Genomic DNA, 15,100 nt, shown 5'->3' on the forward strand with positions numbered 1-15,100 from the left:
ACTCATGGCTCAAGGCACGCTTTATATTGTTTCCGCCCCTAGCGGCGCGGGTAAATCCAGCCTGATTCAGGCTTTATTAAAAACCCAACCGTTGTATGACACCCAGGTATCGGTTTCCCATACCACGCGGGCGCCGCGTCCGGGTGAAGTGCACGGCGAACATTATTTCTTCGTGAATCACGACGAATTCCGCTCGATGATTGGCGAAAACGCGTTTCTGGAACATGCAGAGGTCTTTGGCAACTATTACGGCACGTCGCGTAAAGCGATCGAGCAGGTGCTGGCGACCGGCGTTGATGTCTTCCTCGATATCGACTGGCAGGGCGCGCAGCAGATCCGTAAAAGCATGCCTGGCGCACGCAGCATTTTTATTCTGCCGCCGTCAAAAGATGAACTGGACCGTCGCCTGCGCGGCCGCGGCCAGGACAGCGAAGAGGTGATCGCGAAGCGAATGGCTCAGGCCGTTGCGGAAATGAGCCATTACGCCGAATATGATTATCTGATTGTGAACGATGATTTTGACACCGCCCTGAGCGACCTGAAAAATATCATCCGCGCTGAACGTCTGCGCATGAGCCGCCAAAAGCAGCGACATGGCGCTTTAATCACCAAACTATTGGCAGACTGAACCCACATTCAGTATCATGCCCAGTCATTTCTTCACCTGTGGAGCATTTTAAGTATGGCACGCGTAACTGTTCAGGACGCTGTAGAGAAAATTGGTAACCGTTTTGACCTGGTACTGGTCGCCGCGCGTCGCGCTCGTCAGATGCAGGTAGGCGGAAAGGATCCGCTGGTACCGGAAGAAAACGATAAAACCACCGTAATCGCACTGCGCGAAATCGAAGAAGGTCTGATCAACAACCAGATCCTCGACGTACGTGAGCGCCAGGAACAGCAAGAGCAGGAAGCCGCTGAATTACAAGCCGTTACCGCGATTGCTGAAGGTCGTCGTTAATCACACAGCGGGTCGCCCTTGTATCTGTTTGAAAGCCTGAATCAGCTGATTCAAAACTACCTGCCGGAAGACCAGATCAAACGTCTGCGGCAGGCGTATCTCGTTGCACGTGACGCTCACGAGGGTCAGACACGTTCAAGCGGTGAACCTTATATCACGCACCCGGTCGCGGTAGCCTGTATTCTGGCCGAGATGAAGCTCGACTACGAAACGCTGATGGCCGCGCTGCTGCATGATGTGATTGAAGATACTCCCGCCACCTACCAGGACATGGAACAGCTTTTTGGTAAAAGCGTCGCCGAACTGGTAGAGGGGGTATCGAAACTTGATAAGCTCAAGTTCCGCGACAAGAAAGAGGCACAGGCCGAAAACTTTCGCAAAATGATCATGGCGATGGTGCAGGACATCCGCGTCATCCTCATCAAGCTTGCCGACCGCACCCACAACATGCGTACCCTGGGCTCGCTACGCCCGGATAAACGCCGCCGCATCGCCCGCGAAACGCTGGAAATCTACAGCCCGCTGGCGCACCGTTTAGGTATCCATCACATCAAAACCGAGCTCGAAGAGCTGGGCTTTGAGGCGCTGTACCCGAACCGCTACCGCGTCATTAAAGAGGTGGTCAAAGCGGCGCGCGGCAACCGTAAAGAGATGATCCAAAAGATTCTCTCGGAAATCGAAGGGCGTTTGCAGGAAGCGGGGATCCCCTGCCGCGTCAGCGGTCGCGAAAAGCATCTGTACTCGATCTACTGCAAAATGGTGCTTAAAGAGCAGCGTTTTCACTCGATCATGGATATCTACGCCTTCCGCGTTATCGTCCATGATGCCGATGTCTGCTACCGCGTGCTTGGCCAGATGCACAGCCTCTATAAACCGCGTCCAGGTCGTTTCAAAGATTACATCGCTATTCCGAAAGCGAACGGCTATCAGTCTTTGCACACCTCGATGATCGGCCCCCACGGCGTCCCGGTCGAGGTACAAATTCGTACCGAAGACATGGACCAGATGGCGGAGATGGGGGTCGCGGCGCACTGGGCTTATAAAGAGCACGGCGGCGAAAGCAGCACCACCGCGCAAATCCGCGCCCAGCGCTGGATGCAGAGCCTGCTGGAGCTGCAGCAGAGCGCCGGCAGCTCGTTTGAATTTATCGAGAGCGTTAAATCCGATCTGTTCCCCGATGAGATTTACGTTTTCACCCCGGAAGGGCGCATTGTCGAACTGCCCGCTGGCGCCACGCCGGTGGACTTCGCCTATGCGGTGCATACCGATATCGGCCATGCCTGCGTCGGCGCGCGCGTCGACCGCCAGCCCTATCCGCTGTCGCAGCCGCTCTCCAGCGGTCAGACTGTCGAAATTATTACCGCGCCGGGCGCACGTCCGAATGCCGCCTGGCTGAACTTTGTCGTCAGCTCGAAGGCGCGCGCCAAGATCCGTCAGCTGCTGAAAAACCTCAAGCGCGATGACTCGGTCAGCCTTGGTCGCCGTCTGCTCAACCACGCGCTGGGCGGTAGCCGCAAACTCGCCGAGATCCCGCCGGAGAATATCCAGCGCGAGCTCGACCGGATGAAGCTGGCCTCGCTTGACGATCTGCTGGCGGAGATCGGTCTGGGCAACGCCATGAGCGTGGTGGTGGCGAAAAACCTGCAGCAGGGCGAAGCCGCTGCGGCGCCGGTGCCGGCCAATGCCTCAAACCACGGCCATCTGCCGATCAAAGGCGCCGATGGCGTGCTGATCACTTTCGCCAAGTGCTGTCGCCCGATCCCCGGTGACCCGATTATCGCCCACGTCAGTCCTGGCAAAGGGCTGGTTATCCATCATGAATCCTGTCGTAACATCCGCGGCTACCAGAAAGAGCCGGAGAAATTTATGGCGGTTGAGTGGGATAAAGAGACCGCTCAGGAGTTCATTACGGAGATCAAGGTGGATATGTTTAACCACCAGGGCGCACTGGCTAACCTGACGGCGGCGATCAACACCGCCTCTTCCAATATCCAGAGCCTGAATACGGAAGAGAAAGATGGCCGCGTATACAGCGCCTTTATCCGCCTGACCGCCCGCGACCGCGTGCATCTGGCGAATATCATGCGCAAAATACGCGTCATGCCGGACGTGATTAAAGTCACCCGTAACCGAAATTAGCTTTTAGACAAAACATTCGAATTGCATCAAGGCGGCAAGCGAATGACAAATCTGCCGGGAGCAGATTTGAACGCTGCCTGCAGCGCCCCCGTCAGGGGCGAAGCCCAGGGATGGGCTGCGTGATCCGCAGCGGCTAAAGAGGTAATTCGAAGGATTAAGAGTAATGAATTCACAGCGTTATGCGCGTATCTGCGAGATGCTCGCCAGGCGTCAGCCTGACCTGACGGTCTGCATGGAGCAGGTCCATAAGCCCCATAACGTCTCTGCGGTCATCCGGACCGCAGACGCCGTTGGCGTACACGAGGTGCACGCGGTCTGGCCGAGCAGCCGGATGCGCACCATGGCCTCCGCCGCCGCGGGCAGCAACAGCTGGGTGCAGGTGAAAACCCACCGTACCATCGCAGATGCCGTCGGCCACCTCAAAGGCCAGGGTATGCAAATCCTCGCCACCCATCTTTCCGACAAAGCCATCGATTTCCGTGAAATCGACTATACGCGCCCAACCTGCATCCTGATGGGTCAGGAGAAAACCGGCATCACTCAGGAAGCGCTGGCCCTGGCGGATCAGGACATTATTATCCCGATGATCGGCATGGTGCAGTCGCTGAACGTCTCCGTCGCCTCGGCGCTGATCCTGTATGAAGCCCAGCGGCAGCGACAGAATGCCGGGATGTACCAACGCGCCAACAGCATGCTGCCGCCGGAAGAGCAACAGCGCCTGCTGTTTGAAGGCGGCTATCCGGTGCTGGCCCGCGTCGCGAGACAAAAAGGGCTGCCTTACCCCCACGTTAACGAGCAGGGCGAAGTGGAAGCCGATGCCGCGTGGTGGGCCACCATGCAGGCTGCGAGGTAAACCCGATGTCAGGCCGCCTGTTAGATGCCGTTCCGCTCAGTTCACTCACCGGCGTCGGGGCTGCGCAGAGCAGCAAGCTGGCGAAGATCGGCCTGCATACGGTACAGGATCTGCTGCTGCACCTGCCTTTGCGCTACGAAGATCGCACCCATCTTTATCCGATAGCCGATCTGCTTCCCGGCGTTTATGCCACCGTGGAAGGCGAAGTGCTCAACAGCAATATCACCTTCGGCGGCCGCCGAATGATGACCTGCCAGATCAGCGACGGCACCGGCATCCTCACCATGCGCTTTTTCAACTTCAACGCGGCGATGAAAAACAGCCTCGCGACCGGTCGACGCGTGCTGGCCTACGGTGAAGCCAAACGCGGGAAGTACGGCGCCGAAATGATCCACCCGGAATATCGCGTCCAGGGCGATATGAGCACCCCGGAGCTACAGGAGACCCTAACGCCGGTCTATCCGACTACCGAGGGCATTAAGCAGGCGACCCTGCGCAAGCTCACCGATCAGGCGCTCGAGCTGCTGGAGACCTGCGCTATCGGCGAACTCCTGCCGCCGGAGCTGGCGCAGGGGATGATGAGCCTGCCGGAGGCGCTGCGCACCCTGCATCGTCCGCCGCCATCGTTATTGCTTAGCGAGCTGGAAAGCGGCAAGCACCCGGCGCAGCAGCGCCTGATTCTGGAAGAGCTGCTAGCGCACAACCTCAGCATGCTGGCGCTGCGGGCAGGCGCCCAGCGCTATCACGCCCTGCCGCTCGGCGCCAACGATACCCTGAAAAATCAGCTGCTGGCCTCCCTGCCCTTTAAGCCCACCGGCGCGCAGGCGCGGGTCACCGCCGAGATCGAGCGCGATATGGCGCTGGACGTGCCAATGATGCGCCTGGTGCAGGGCGACGTCGGCTCCGGTAAAACGCTGGTCGCCGCCCTGGCCGCGTTGCGCGCTATCGCCCACGGCAAACAGGTGGCGCTGATGGCGCCCACCGAACTGCTCGCCGAGCAGCACGCCAATAACTTCCGCAGCTGGTTTGCACCGCTGGGCATTGAAGTCGGCTGGCTGGCGGGCAAACAGAAAGGCAAAGCCCGCCAGGCGCAGCAGGACGCGATCGCCAGCGGCGAGGTGCAGATGATTGTCGGCACCCACGCCATCTTCCAGGAACAGGTGCAGTTTAATGGCCTGGCGCTGGTGATTATCGACGAACAGCACCGCTTCGGTGTACACCAGCGGCTGGCGCTGTGGGAGAAAGGTCAGCAGCAGGGTTTCCATCCGCATCAGCTGATCATGACCGCCACGCCGATCCCGCGCACCCTGGCGATGACCGCCTACGCCGACCTCGATACCTCGGTTATCGACGAGCTGCCGCCGGGCCGAACCCCGGTGACCACCGTCGCTATCCCGGACACCCGGCGCAGCGATATTATCGACCGCGTGCGCAACGCCTGCACCCACGAAGGCCGCCAGGCCTATTGGGTCTGTACCCTCATCGAAGAGTCCGATCTGCTGGAGGCCCAGGCGGCGGAAGCCACCTGGGAGGAGCTCAAGCTGGCGCTGCCGGAGCTGAATATCGGTCTGGTGCACGGGCGGATGAAACCGGCGGAAAAGCAGGCGGTGATGCAGGCTTTCAAGCAGGGCGAAATGCACCTGCTGGTAGCCACGACGGTCATTGAAGTCGGTGTCGACGTGCCGAACTCGAGCCTGATGATTATCGAAAACCCGGAACGTCTGGGTCTGGCGCAGCTGCACCAGCTCAGAGGGCGCGTCGGGCGCGGCGCGGTCGCTTCCCACTGCGTGCTACTCTATAAATCGCCGCTCTCTAAAACGGCGCAGAAGCGTCTGCAGGTGCTACGCGACAGCAACGACGGTTTCGTCATCGCGCAGAAAGACCTTGAAATTCGCGGTCCCGGCGAGCTGCTCGGCACCCGCCAGACCGGCAACGCCGAGTTTAAAGTGGCGGATTTACTGCGCGATCAGGCGATGATCCCCGACGTTCAGCGCATTGCGCGCCACATTCATGAACGCTATCCGCTGCAGGCCCAGGCGCTGATCGAGCGCTGGATGCCGGAAACCGAACGCTATTCCAACGCGTAGCGCGCTTTTGCCGCGCTGCGGGCAATTTTTCTACACAATGAGTGGATTATGAAACGAGAACTGGCCATCGAATTTTCGCGTGTCACCGAAGCCGCCGCGCTGGCGGGCTATAAATGGCTGGGCCGCGGCGATAAAAACTCCGCCGACGGCGCCGCGGTGAACGCCATGCGCATTATGCTTAACCTCGTCAATATCGACGGCACCATCGTCATTGGCGAGGGCGAAATCGATGAAGCGCCGATGCTCTATATCGGCGAAAAAGTGGGCACCGGCAAGGGCGATGCGGTGGATATCGCCGTCGATCCCATCGAAGGCACCCGGATGACGGCGATGGGCCAGGCTAACGCCCTGGCGGTGATGGCGGTCGGCGATAAAGGCTGCTTCCTCAACGCGCCGGATATGTATATGGAAAAGCTGATTGTCGGCCCGGGCGCTAAAGGCGCTATCGACCTCAGTCTGCCGCTGGAAGAGAACCTGCGCAATATCGCCCGCGCACTGAACAAGCCGCTGGGCGAGCTGACCGTCACCGTGCTGGCGAAACCGCGCCACGACGCGGTGATTGCTCAGCTGCAGCAGCTGGGCGTGCGCGTGTTCGCCATTCCCGATGGCGACGTCGCGGCCTCCATTCTCACCTGCATGCCGGATAGCGAAGTCGACGTGCTGTACGGCATCGGCGGCGCGCCGGAAGGGGTGGTTTCCGCCGCGGTGATCCGCGCGCTCGACGGCGATATGCAGGGCCGCCTGCTGGCTCGTCACCACGTGAAGGGCGACAGCGAAGAGAATCGTCGCATCGGTGAAAACGAGCTGGCGCGCTGCAAAACCATGGGCATCGAAGCGGGTAAAGTGCTGCGCCTTGATGAAATGGCGCGCAGCGATAACGTCGTCTTCTCCGCCACCGGCATCACCAAAGGCGATCTGCTGGACGGCATCACCCGTAAGGGCAATATGGCCACCACCGAGACGCTGCTGATCCGCGGCAAGTCGCGCACCATCCGTCGGATCCAGTCGATTCATTACCTCGACCGTAAAGATCCGGACGTCCAGCAGCACATCCTGTAATGCCGCTTTCTCTCCTCCAGGCAACCGTCCGCGGGCGGTTGTCCTGTTCTTCGTTTATATTTGATCAATAGAGCTTTCTTGCGCCTGCGGGGTGGAAATCTTGCCCGTCTGGGCCGAAGATAAAGCATCGCTTGGCAACAGGAGAAGACGATGGCGGACTGGGTTAGCGGCAAAGTGACAAAAGTGGAGTACTGGACGGATGCCTTGTTCAGTTTATACGTGCAGGCGCCGGTTCAGCCGTTTACCGCCGGGCAATTTACCAAGCTCGGGCTGGAAATCGACGGCGAACGCGTGCAGCGCGCCTACTCCTACGTCAACGCTCCCGGCAATCCCGATCTCGAGTTCTATCTGGTCACCGTCCCGGAAGGCAAACTGAGCCCGCGTCTGGCGGCGCTGAAGCCGGGCGATAAGGTCCAGGTGGTGAGCGAAGCGGCTGGCTTCTTCGTCCTCGAGGAAGTACCGAATTGCGATACCCTGTGGATGCTGGCGACGGGCACCGCGCTTGGGCCTTACCTGTCGATTCTCCAGGAAGGCAAAGATCTTGAGCGCTTTAACCATCTGGTGCTGGTCCATGCCGTGCGCTACGCCGCGGACCTGAGCTATCTGCCGCTGATGCGCGAGCTTGAGCAGCGCTACGCCGGCAAATTACGCATCCAGACGGTGGTCAGTCGCGAAACCGTGGCAGGCTCGCTGACCGGCCGGGTGCCGTTCCTGATTGAAACCGGGGCGCTGGAGGAGGCGGTCGGCCTGCCGATGACCAACGACACCAGCCATGTGATGCTGTGCGGCAACCCGCAGATGGTGCGCGATACCCAACAGCTGTTAAAAGAGACCCGGCAGATGACTAAACATCTGCGTCGCCGGCCGGGCCACATGACGGCGGAGCACTACTGGTAATCAGGCGTCCGCTTTCCAGCGCACGTCCTGGGTCTCCTTGCCGAACTTATTCTCGCCCTGGGTGCCGACAAACGCCCCCAGGTCGATCAGCATCATGACGATAATCAGCGTCGGCACAAAGCGCCCGACGCCCCACTGCCAGACCTGCGGCAGCATCGCCCAGTTCCCCGCCAGCAGCATCCACGCCAAAATCATCAGCAGCGCCCACAGTCCGGATTTGCCGCGATCGTGCAGTCGCTTCACCACCACCGCCGCCGTCGGCCACAGCAGGCAGACGATAATAAACGCCGCCGTCTGCAGATTAAGCAGATTGCTCCCTGCCAGGGTGAACAGAGCGCTCATGGTCACCAGCCAGATGGCAATCCAGATCCAGAAATCGCGGCGGCCAATGCGCCCTTTAATTGAGAATAACCACTGCTGTAGGGTCATGCGTTTTTCCTTATCATCATCGTCTGCGTAGTTTACCCTGGCGTCGTGACTTTTTGACAAGCGCCGCGCTTCCCGATTTAATCGTCAGCAGGCAAAAAAAGGAACGACGGGCATGAAGAAGTGGACAATCTTGTGTTTCAGTGGGCTGATGGGCCTTGCCGTCGGCCCGCACGCGTTGTCCGCAGAAAGCGAATCGACGACCGCTGCTCCCTACCTGCTCGCCGGCGCGCCGAGCTTTGACTTGTCGATCAGCCAGTTCCGGGAAAAATTTAACGCCGATAACCCGAAGCTGCCTCTGAATGAATTCCGTTCCATATCAACCAGCCGCGATCGGGCTAACCTGACCCGCGCCGCCAGCAAGATAAACGAAAATCTCTATGCCTCCACCGCGCTGGAGCGCGGCACGCTGAAGATCAAATCCATGCAGATCACCTGGCTACCGATCCAGGGGCCGGAGCAAAAAACGGCGAAGGCCAAAGCGCTGGAGTATATGAGCGCCATGATCCGCGCCTTCGTGCCCACCCTTAGCCCGGCGCAGAGCCAGCAAAAACTGCAGAAACTGCTGACCGCCGGCAAAGGCAAACGCTACTTCGCCGACACCGAGGGCGCCGTGCGCTATGTGGTGGCAGATCATGGCGAAAAGGGTCTGACCTTCGCTATTGAACCGATTAAGCTGGCGCTATCTGAAACGCTGGAAGGTAACAATAAATGACAAAAAGCAAAGCCTTTCCAGTGACGAGTCTCTATACTGTTTCACAGACCATGCTGCCCTCTGGGGCGGCTATATTCCTTAATTCGCTTAAGTAGCGTGGAGAATTAAAATGCGACATCCTTTAGTGATGGGTAACTGGAAACTGAACGGCAGCCGCCACATGGTAAACGAACTGGTTGCGAACCTGCGTACCGAGCTGGCTGGCGTAAGCGGCTGTGCAGTTGCCATCGCCCCGCCGGAAATGTATCTGGACCTGGCTAAGCGTGCGGCAGAAGGCAGCCACATCCACCTGGGCGCGCAGAACGTTGACGTGAACCTGTCCGGCGCTTTCACCGGTGAAACCTCCGCCGAAATGCTGAAAGATATCGGCGCGCAGTACATCATCATCGGCCACTCCGAGCGTCGTACCTACCACAAAGAATCCGACGAGCTGATCGCGAAGAAATTCGCCGTGCTGAAAGAGCAGGGTCTGACTCCGGTACTGTGCATCGGTGAAACCGAAGCGGAAAACGAAGCGGGCAAAACGGAAGAAGTTTGCGCGCGTCAGATCGACGCGGTACTGAAAACGCAGGGCGCTGCCGCTTTCGAAGGCGTGGTTATCGCTTACGAACCCGTATGGGCTATCGGTACCGGCAAATCCGCGACCCCGGCTCAGGCTCAGGCGGTGCACAAATTCATCCGTGACCACATTGCTAAAGCTGACGCCAAAATCGCTGAGCAAGTGATCATCCAGTACGGCGGTTCCGTTAACGCTGGCAACGCAGCAGAGCTGTTCACCCAGCCGGACATCGACGGCGCGCTGGTTGGCGGCGCTTCCCTGAAAGCAGACGCTTTCGCGGTGATCGTGAAAGCTGCAGAAGCGGCGAAAAAAGCCTAATCCGCTTTTCCCGGCGGCGACACGCGACCGGGATGACTGATAAATCTCTGAAGCCCGGCTTCGCACAGCGCAAGCCGGGCTTTTTTTGCCGCTACAGTTTCCCCAACAGCTGATACCAGGCGTAGTCCAGCGGCAGCAAAATCAAATAGCTCACCGCCGCCAGCGCCAGACACAGCAGCATCCCCGCCCTCGCCGGGACCTTGCCTAACCCCATCGCGACCACGATCGGCGACGCTTGATACGGCAGCAGCGGCGTGGAATAGCCCAGCACCTGAATCATAATTACGCTCAGCAACGGGAAGCCGGTGGCGTCGGCAAAGCTCTGGGCAAAGGTGGTGTAGAGCGCCGGCACGCCGTTGGCGGTCATAATAAAGTTCAGCGCGCTGGTTATCCCGGTCAGAGCGAGAAAGCTGGTGAAAGGATTGTCTTTATCCAGGGGCATCACTTCCAGCAGCGCATTGCCCACCACGCCGCCAATCCCGGTTTGGGTGACGGTGATCGCCAGCCCCAGAATCCCGGCGACGTAGATGCAGGTGCGCATATTCACGCCGCTGGCAAACTCCTCGCCGCTGATAAAGCCCACCCGCGGCAGCAGCGTTACCACCGCCGCCGCCAGGCCGGTCCACGCCGGGCCGACGCCGTGCCAGCTCTCGGTCACCCACAGCGTGAGGACCACCGCCAGCAGCCACGCCAGACGCTTCTCGTCGCGGCTCATCGCCGGCAGCGGCGCCAGGTCGCGCGGCGGATGCGGCTTACCAGGAAACAGCCAGCAGATTAGCGCCACCAGCACCGCCCCTTTCAGCCAGCCAAGCACCGGCGTATGCAGCAGTAAATAGGGGACATAATTCAGGTGGATACCGTACGAGCCTTCCGCCGCGCCGCTCATCACCAGATTCGGCACGTTGGCGGGCAGAATGGTCGCCGACAGCTGAAAGGTGCCGAATCCCACCGCCAGCGCCAGGCCGAACCAGCCGCGGCTACCGTCGGCAATGGCCGCCCGGCGGGCCATCGCCGCCACGATCGGCATCAGCAGCGCGATGCGCCCCATGTTGGAAGGCATCACGAACGCCAGGGCGTAGCTCAGGAGTACCACGCTGGCGACCATCCGCAGCCAGGAGTCGGTTAGCCGCGCAGACAACGCCTGCGCCGCCCGGTCCGCCAGCCCGGTTTTACGGATCGCGATGCCGAGCACAAAGCCGCTGAACACCAGCCAGAAGGCCGAGGAGGCAAAGCCGCCAAAGATCACCTCCGGCGGGGCGATTTTCGCCATCATCGCCGCAGCGAAAAACAGCAGCGCGGTGATAAACTCCGGCAGCAGCGACGTCGCCCAGAGCACAATGGTGACGCCGACAATCAGTGAAGGGAGGAACAGCGGGTGGGTAAGCCAGAGCGACATGCCTGTCTCCTGTCGTTTTTTTCAGCAAGAATACGACGACAGGTAAGACAGGTAAACGCCAGAACTAGTGGTTTGCGTTAAGGATGGCGCAGCGATGATCCTGAATCTCTTCCGCCGAGGCCCGGTTCAGGGAGAGCAGGTTACGCTCCGTCGCCAGCAGCACCAGCGAGCCGTCGCCCTGCTGGGCCATCGCCAGCGCGAAGCGTCCCATATGCTGACGCGCCTCCGGCACCTCTTCCGCCAGCATCAGGAATGGGCTGCGCTGGGCCAGCTCCGCCTCCGTCACCCGGCGCGCCAGGTATTCATGGCCCTCAAGCCCACCCGGTAGCGGCAGCCAGCGGCTGCTGATCGCCGCCGCATCCTTATCTAACTGCGCGCGCACATCGGGGCGCAGGCAAGAGATATGAATATGGAAATGGTTTTGCGTGCGTCCGCTGCGCGAGTTGATTGCCAGCGATACCGCGTTATCCGGAACCGGCGCGCCGTGGCGCTGGCTCATGATTTCACGCCCCTGCCAGGCCTGCCAGAAGAAGTTGGGCGTCAGCGGATCCAACAGCAGCGGGCTTTCGGTGCCGTTAATGCGGTAGGTCGGCATCAGCAAATACTGCAGCGGGCCGTTACGGTCTTTAAACAGCACATAGCCGCCCTTGAGGTTCACTTCGGCGCACGGCGACGGGTTTTGCTGCTGTTGCTGATGGGGAACGCACTGCTGCAGAACAATCTTGCGCAACGCGTCCGGGTTGCCAGAGTGCAGCCAGTAGTAGCCGCCGGCCAGCGCCGCGAGGATCGCCACCAGCAGCGCCAGCAAAAAGTATCTTACTCTTCTCATTTTCATTCCCTGTTAAGCCTGAAGCGGAAGAGTAACGTAATTTGATGACTAAATGAAAACAGATGACGGGCGGGGCGCTTTTCCGGATGGCGTCTGACGCCGTACCCGGGCTACGTACGGCGCAAAACTGTAGCCCTGCTAAGCGTAGCGCAAGCAGGGACAAGAGGATTAACGCTGGCTAATCTGGTCGAAGGTGCCGCCGTTGGAGAAGTGCGCTTTCTGCGCTTTCGTCCAGCCGCCGAACTCCTGATCGATGGTGAACAGCTTCAGTTTCGGGAATTCATTAGCATATTTCTTCGCCACGTTCGGATCGCGCGGACGGTAGAAGTTCTTCGCCGCAATCTCCTGGCCTTCCGGCGAGTAGAGATACTTCAGGTACGCTTCCGCCACCTGACGGGTGCCTTTCTTATCCACGACTTTATCGACCACCGAAACGGTCGGCTCAGCCAGAATCGACTCACTCGGAGTCACGATTTCAAACTTGTCTTTGCCCAGTTCGTTGGTCGCCAGCAGCGCTTCGTTTTCCCAAGCGATCAGCACATCGCCGATCCCGCGTTCTACGAAGGTATTGGTCGAACCGCGCGCGCCGGAGTCCAGCACTTCCACGTTTTTATACAGCGCCTTGACGAACTCCTGGGCTTTCGCCTGGTCGCCATGGTTCTGATGCAGGGCATAGCCCCAGGCCGCCAGGTAGTTCCAGCGAGCGCCGCCGGAGCTTTTCGGGTTCGGGGTAATGACCGACACGCCCGGTTTGATCAGGTCGTTCCAGTCATGGATCTGTTTCGGGTTGCCCTTACGGACGAGGAACACGATGGTGGAAGTATAGGGCGCGGAGTTATCCGGCAGGCGCTTCAGCCAGTTTTTATCGATACGGCCGCGCTCGGCGATCGCGTCGACGTCGTAGGCCAGCGCCAGCGTAACCACATCCGCTTCAATACCGTTAATCACCGAGGTCGCCTGCTTGCCGGAGCCGCCGTGCGACTGGCGGATCACCACGTTGTCGCCGGTCTCCTGCTTCCAGTGCGCGCTGAACGCTTTGTTGTACTGTTCGTACAGCTCGCGCGTTGGATCATAAGATACGTTTAATAGCTGAATGTCTTTTGCCAGAACGCTGGCGGATGCCAGCAACAGAGTTAACCCTACGCCCCACTTATTCATCGCACCGCTCTCTTTATGTCGTGTTGTGATGGGCTAAGCGTGCCAGAAAGCGATTCAATGATTAAAGAATAAAAAAAGATTGGCTATAACTTGCGAGAATAAAGGAAGGGATAAGGAACACCCCCTCCCTGGCGGGAGAGGGCGCGAAGCGATTAGACTTCTTCCATGCGGCCCAGCAGCGCCTGCAGACGCTCCTGCCAGCCCTGCTGCTGCTCTTTCAGCTGGCTGTTTTCGCGCTCCAGCTCTTCACGACCATGCTGCGCGCTCTGAACTTCCTGCGCCAGGGTGTTGTTCTTTTCTTTCAGCTCTTCGATTTCCATCTGCAACAGAGTGATGGTATCAATCGCCTGCTGAACCTTAGATTCTAATTTCTCAAACACTTCTAATGACATCGTCATACCTCTCCTGAACTTGCAAGGCGTTGATAGAAACTGGTGTTTCGTATACGCGGTCCCGCCTTAACGAAAATTAGCGCACATAGCGGTGTTATCGTCGATTGTATGAATCCCCGCCTCCCCTGTCCAGCGGCAAGCCGCGCAGATTGCGGTTTGCAACACTTTTCAGTCTTTACCTGGTACTTTCAGCGCAGTTCGCTCGTACTTCATGAGCCATTGTTAATTTTATGGTTAACAAAATGCGAGGTGAAACGCTCCGGCAGCGCGCTCAATGCGCGCGAATGGCGCGAAAACGCTCATTTTCTTGACGTGGTACACACATTTGAAGTTCGATATTTCTCGTTTTTGCTCGTTAACGATAAATTAACACTATGCCTACATGGCAATATGGTCGTCTGTGACCGCCCTACATACAATAATCATCACCACGCTTCAGGATTCGATTATGAGCCAAACATCAACCTTAAAAGGCCAGTGCATCGCAGAGTTCCTCGGTACCGGGTTGTTGATCTTTTTCGGCGTTGGGTGCGTGGCTGCGCTCAAGGTCGCGGGAGCCAGCTTCGGACAATGGGAAATCAGCATCATCTGGGGTCTGGGCGTCGCCATGGCGATCTACCTGACCGCCGGGGTATCCGGTGCGCACCTTAACCCTGCGGTGACCATCGCGCTCTGGCTGTTCGCCTGCTTCGATGGCCGCAAAGTGGTTCCTTTTATTATTTCGCAATTCGCTGGCGCCTTTTGCGCTGCGGCATTAGTTTACGGGCTTTATTACAATCTTTTCCTCGATTATGAAACCACCCACCATATGGTACGCGGCAGCGTGGAAAGCCTTGATCTGGCTGGCATCTTCTCCACTTACCCGAACCCGCATATCAATTTTGTGCAGGCCTTCGCGGTAGAGATGGTGATTACCGCTATCCTGATGGGCGTCATCCTGGCGCTGACCGACGATGGCAACGGCGTGCCGCGCGGCCCGCTGGCGCCGCTGCTGATCGGCCTGCTGATCGCGGTGATTGGCGCCTCCATGGGCCCGCTGACCGGCTTCGCCATGAACCCGGCGCGTGATATCGGCCCGAAAGCCTTCGCCTGGCTGGCCGGCTGGGGTGATGTCGCCTTCACCGGCGGCAAAGATATACCTTATTTCCTGGTGCCGCTGTGCGCACCGGTGGTCGGCGCGGCGCTGGGCGCGTTCAGCTATCGTAAGCTGATTGGCCGCCACCTGCCTTGCGACACCTGCGTGGACGAAGAGCAACAGAGCCCCTCCTCTTCCACCACTCAACATAAAGCTTCGCTGTAATCTGACTACGGGAC

At 59.1% G+C, this 15,100-nt stretch carries 15 protein-coding genes; 10 read left to right on the top strand and 5 right to left on the bottom strand.

All coding sequences use genetic code 11. The features are described 5' to 3' along the window. The first annotated feature begins 4 nt into the window (after positions 1–4). The 7 genes from gmk to fpr all read left to right on the top strand — a co-directional run bounded on the left by gmk (position 5) and on the right by fpr (position 7,993). Positions 5–628 (top strand): guanylate kinase, encoded by a 624-nt coding sequence (gene gmk, locus K5R89_RS15100; RefSeq protein WP_002922664.1) that lies wholly within the window; start codon positions 5–7, stop codon positions 626–628. 54 nt (positions 629–682) lie between these two features. After that, positions 683–958, top strand: coding sequence for a DNA-directed RNA polymerase subunit omega (gene rpoZ, locus K5R89_RS15105; RefSeq protein WP_000135058.1), 276 nt, complete (start codon positions 683–685; stop codon positions 956–958). 18 nt (positions 959–976) lie between these two features. Then, the gene (spoT, locus tag K5R89_RS15110) at positions 977–3,097 is read left to right on the top strand and encodes a bifunctional GTP diphosphokinase/guanosine-3',5'-bis pyrophosphate 3'-pyrophosphohydrolase (RefSeq protein ID WP_004205080.1); all 2,121 of its coding nucleotides are present in this window, start codon (positions 977–979) and stop codon (positions 3,095–3,097) included. A gap of 163 nt (positions 3,098–3,260) precedes the next feature. After that, a complete protein-coding gene (gene trmH, locus K5R89_RS15115) occupies positions 3,261–3,950 on the top strand; it encodes a tRNA (guanosine(18)-2'-O)-methyltransferase TrmH (RefSeq protein WP_017900060.1) in 690 nt (229 codons plus the stop codon). A gap of 5 nt (positions 3,951–3,955) precedes the next feature. Next, positions 3,956–6,037, top strand: a complete 2,082-nt coding sequence (recG, locus tag K5R89_RS15120; RefSeq protein WP_023291375.1) for an ATP-dependent DNA helicase RecG — start codon at positions 3,956–3,958, stop codon at positions 6,035–6,037. 48 nt (positions 6,038–6,085) lie between these two features. Further along, on the top strand, positions 6,086–7,096 hold the full coding sequence (gene glpX / locus K5R89_RS15125; protein WP_023291376.1) for a class II fructose-bisphosphatase: 1,011 nt from the start codon (positions 6,086–6,088) through the stop codon (positions 7,094–7,096). A 150-nt stretch (positions 7,097–7,246) separates the two neighbouring features. After that, positions 7,247–7,993: a ferredoxin--NADP(+) reductase gene (gene fpr, locus K5R89_RS15130; RefSeq protein WP_087827813.1), complete on the top strand. Its 747-nt coding sequence runs from the start codon at positions 7,247–7,249 to the stop codon at positions 7,991–7,993. Here fpr and K5R89_RS15135 read toward each other — a convergent pair whose 3' ends face one another. After that, complete coding sequence (locus tag K5R89_RS15135; RefSeq protein ID WP_004173894.1) at positions 7,994–8,422, bottom strand: DUF805 domain-containing protein; 429 nt, start codon at positions 8,420–8,422, stop codon at positions 7,994–7,996. A gap of 112 nt (positions 8,423–8,534) precedes the next feature. Here K5R89_RS15135 and K5R89_RS15140 point away from each other — a divergent pair, with 112 nt between their 5' ends. Beyond that, the gene (locus K5R89_RS15140; protein ID WP_130941848.1) at positions 8,535–9,134 is read left to right on the top strand and encodes a YiiQ family protein; all 600 of its coding nucleotides are present in this window, start codon (positions 8,535–8,537) and stop codon (positions 9,132–9,134) included. A 109-nt stretch (positions 9,135–9,243) separates the two neighbouring features. Further along, on the top strand, positions 9,244–10,011 hold the full coding sequence (gene tpiA / locus K5R89_RS15145; RefSeq protein ID WP_002922909.1) for a triose-phosphate isomerase: 768 nt from the start codon (positions 9,244–9,246) through the stop codon (positions 10,009–10,011). Between the two features lie 91 nt (positions 10,012–10,102). Here the strand turns inward: tpiA and K5R89_RS15150 are convergent, their stop codons facing one another. From K5R89_RS15150 to zapB, 4 genes are all read right to left on the bottom strand, one after another. Next, positions 10,103–11,407 (bottom strand): SLC13 family permease, encoded by a 1,305-nt coding sequence (locus tag K5R89_RS15150; protein WP_217259434.1) that lies wholly within the window; start codon positions 11,405–11,407, stop codon positions 10,103–10,105. Between the two features lie 64 nt (positions 11,408–11,471). After that, on the bottom strand, positions 11,472–12,242 hold the full coding sequence (locus K5R89_RS15155) for a CDP-diacylglycerol diphosphatase (RefSeq protein ID WP_072096576.1): 771 nt from the start codon (positions 12,240–12,242) through the stop codon (positions 11,472–11,474). Positions 12,243–12,404: 162 nt separating this feature from the next. After that, entirely contained in the window at positions 12,405–13,394 is a 990-nt protein-coding gene (locus tag K5R89_RS15160) for a sulfate ABC transporter substrate-binding protein (protein WP_023291381.1), read from the bottom strand. A 152-nt stretch (positions 13,395–13,546) separates the two neighbouring features. Next, positions 13,547–13,792: a septal ring assembly protein ZapB gene (gene zapB / locus K5R89_RS15165; RefSeq protein ID WP_086075620.1), complete on the bottom strand. Its 246-nt coding sequence runs from the start codon at positions 13,790–13,792 to the stop codon at positions 13,547–13,549. A 442-nt stretch (positions 13,793–14,234) separates the two neighbouring features. Between zapB and K5R89_RS15170 the strand changes: the two genes are divergently transcribed. Beyond that, on the top strand, positions 14,235–15,086 hold the full coding sequence (locus K5R89_RS15170; protein ID WP_012967047.1) for an MIP/aquaporin family protein: 852 nt from the start codon (positions 14,235–14,237) through the stop codon (positions 15,084–15,086). The last annotated feature ends 14 nt before the right edge of the window (positions 15,087–15,100 follow it).

The sequence above is a fragment of the Klebsiella sp. TF21-TM genome, from assembly GCF_019753495.1.
GTDB classification, from domain to species: Bacteria; Pseudomonadota; Gammaproteobacteria; order Enterobacterales; family Enterobacteriaceae; genus Klebsiella; species Klebsiella quasipneumoniae.

Excerpts from the sequence above, each read along its gene's own strand:
- rpoZ (WP_000135058.1), top strand. The coding sequence starts at position 683 with ATGGCACGCGTAACTGTTCAGGACGCTGTAGAGAAAATTGGTAACCGT.
- K5R89_RS15135 (WP_004173894.1), bottom strand. The coding sequence starts at position 8,422 with ATGACCCTACAGCAGTGGTTATTCTCAATTAAAGGGCGCATTGGCCGC.
- tpiA (WP_002922909.1), top strand. The coding sequence starts at position 9,244 with ATGCGACATCCTTTAGTGATGGGTAACTGGAAACTGAACGGCAGCCGC.
- fpr (WP_087827813.1), top strand. The coding sequence starts at position 7,247 with ATGGCGGACTGGGTTAGCGGCAAAGTGACAAAAGTGGAGTACTGGACG.
- trmH (WP_017900060.1), top strand. The coding sequence starts at position 3,261 with ATGAATTCACAGCGTTATGCGCGTATCTGCGAGATGCTCGCCAGGCGT.
- K5R89_RS15170 (WP_012967047.1), top strand. The coding sequence starts at position 14,235 with ATGAGCCAAACATCAACCTTAAAAGGCCAGTGCATCGCAGAGTTCCTC.
- K5R89_RS15160 (WP_023291381.1), bottom strand. The coding sequence starts at position 13,394 with ATGAATAAGTGGGGCGTAGGGTTAACTCTGTTGCTGGCATCCGCCAGC.
- recG (WP_023291375.1), top strand. The coding sequence starts at position 3,956 with ATGTCAGGCCGCCTGTTAGATGCCGTTCCGCTCAGTTCACTCACCGGC.
- K5R89_RS15150 (WP_217259434.1), bottom strand. The coding sequence starts at position 11,407 with ATGTCGCTCTGGCTTACCCACCCGCTGTTCCTCCCTTCACTGATTGTC.
- K5R89_RS15140 (WP_130941848.1), top strand. The coding sequence starts at position 8,535 with ATGAAGAAGTGGACAATCTTGTGTTTCAGTGGGCTGATGGGCCTTGCC.
- gmk (WP_002922664.1), top strand. The coding sequence starts at position 5 with ATGGCTCAAGGCACGCTTTATATTGTTTCCGCCCCTAGCGGCGCGGGT.
- zapB (WP_086075620.1), bottom strand. The coding sequence starts at position 13,792 with ATGACGATGTCATTAGAAGTGTTTGAGAAATTAGAATCTAAGGTTCAG.
- K5R89_RS15155 (WP_072096576.1), bottom strand. The coding sequence starts at position 12,242 with ATGAAAATGAGAAGAGTAAGATACTTTTTGCTGGCGCTGCTGGTGGCG.
- glpX (WP_023291376.1), top strand. The coding sequence starts at position 6,086 with ATGAAACGAGAACTGGCCATCGAATTTTCGCGTGTCACCGAAGCCGCC.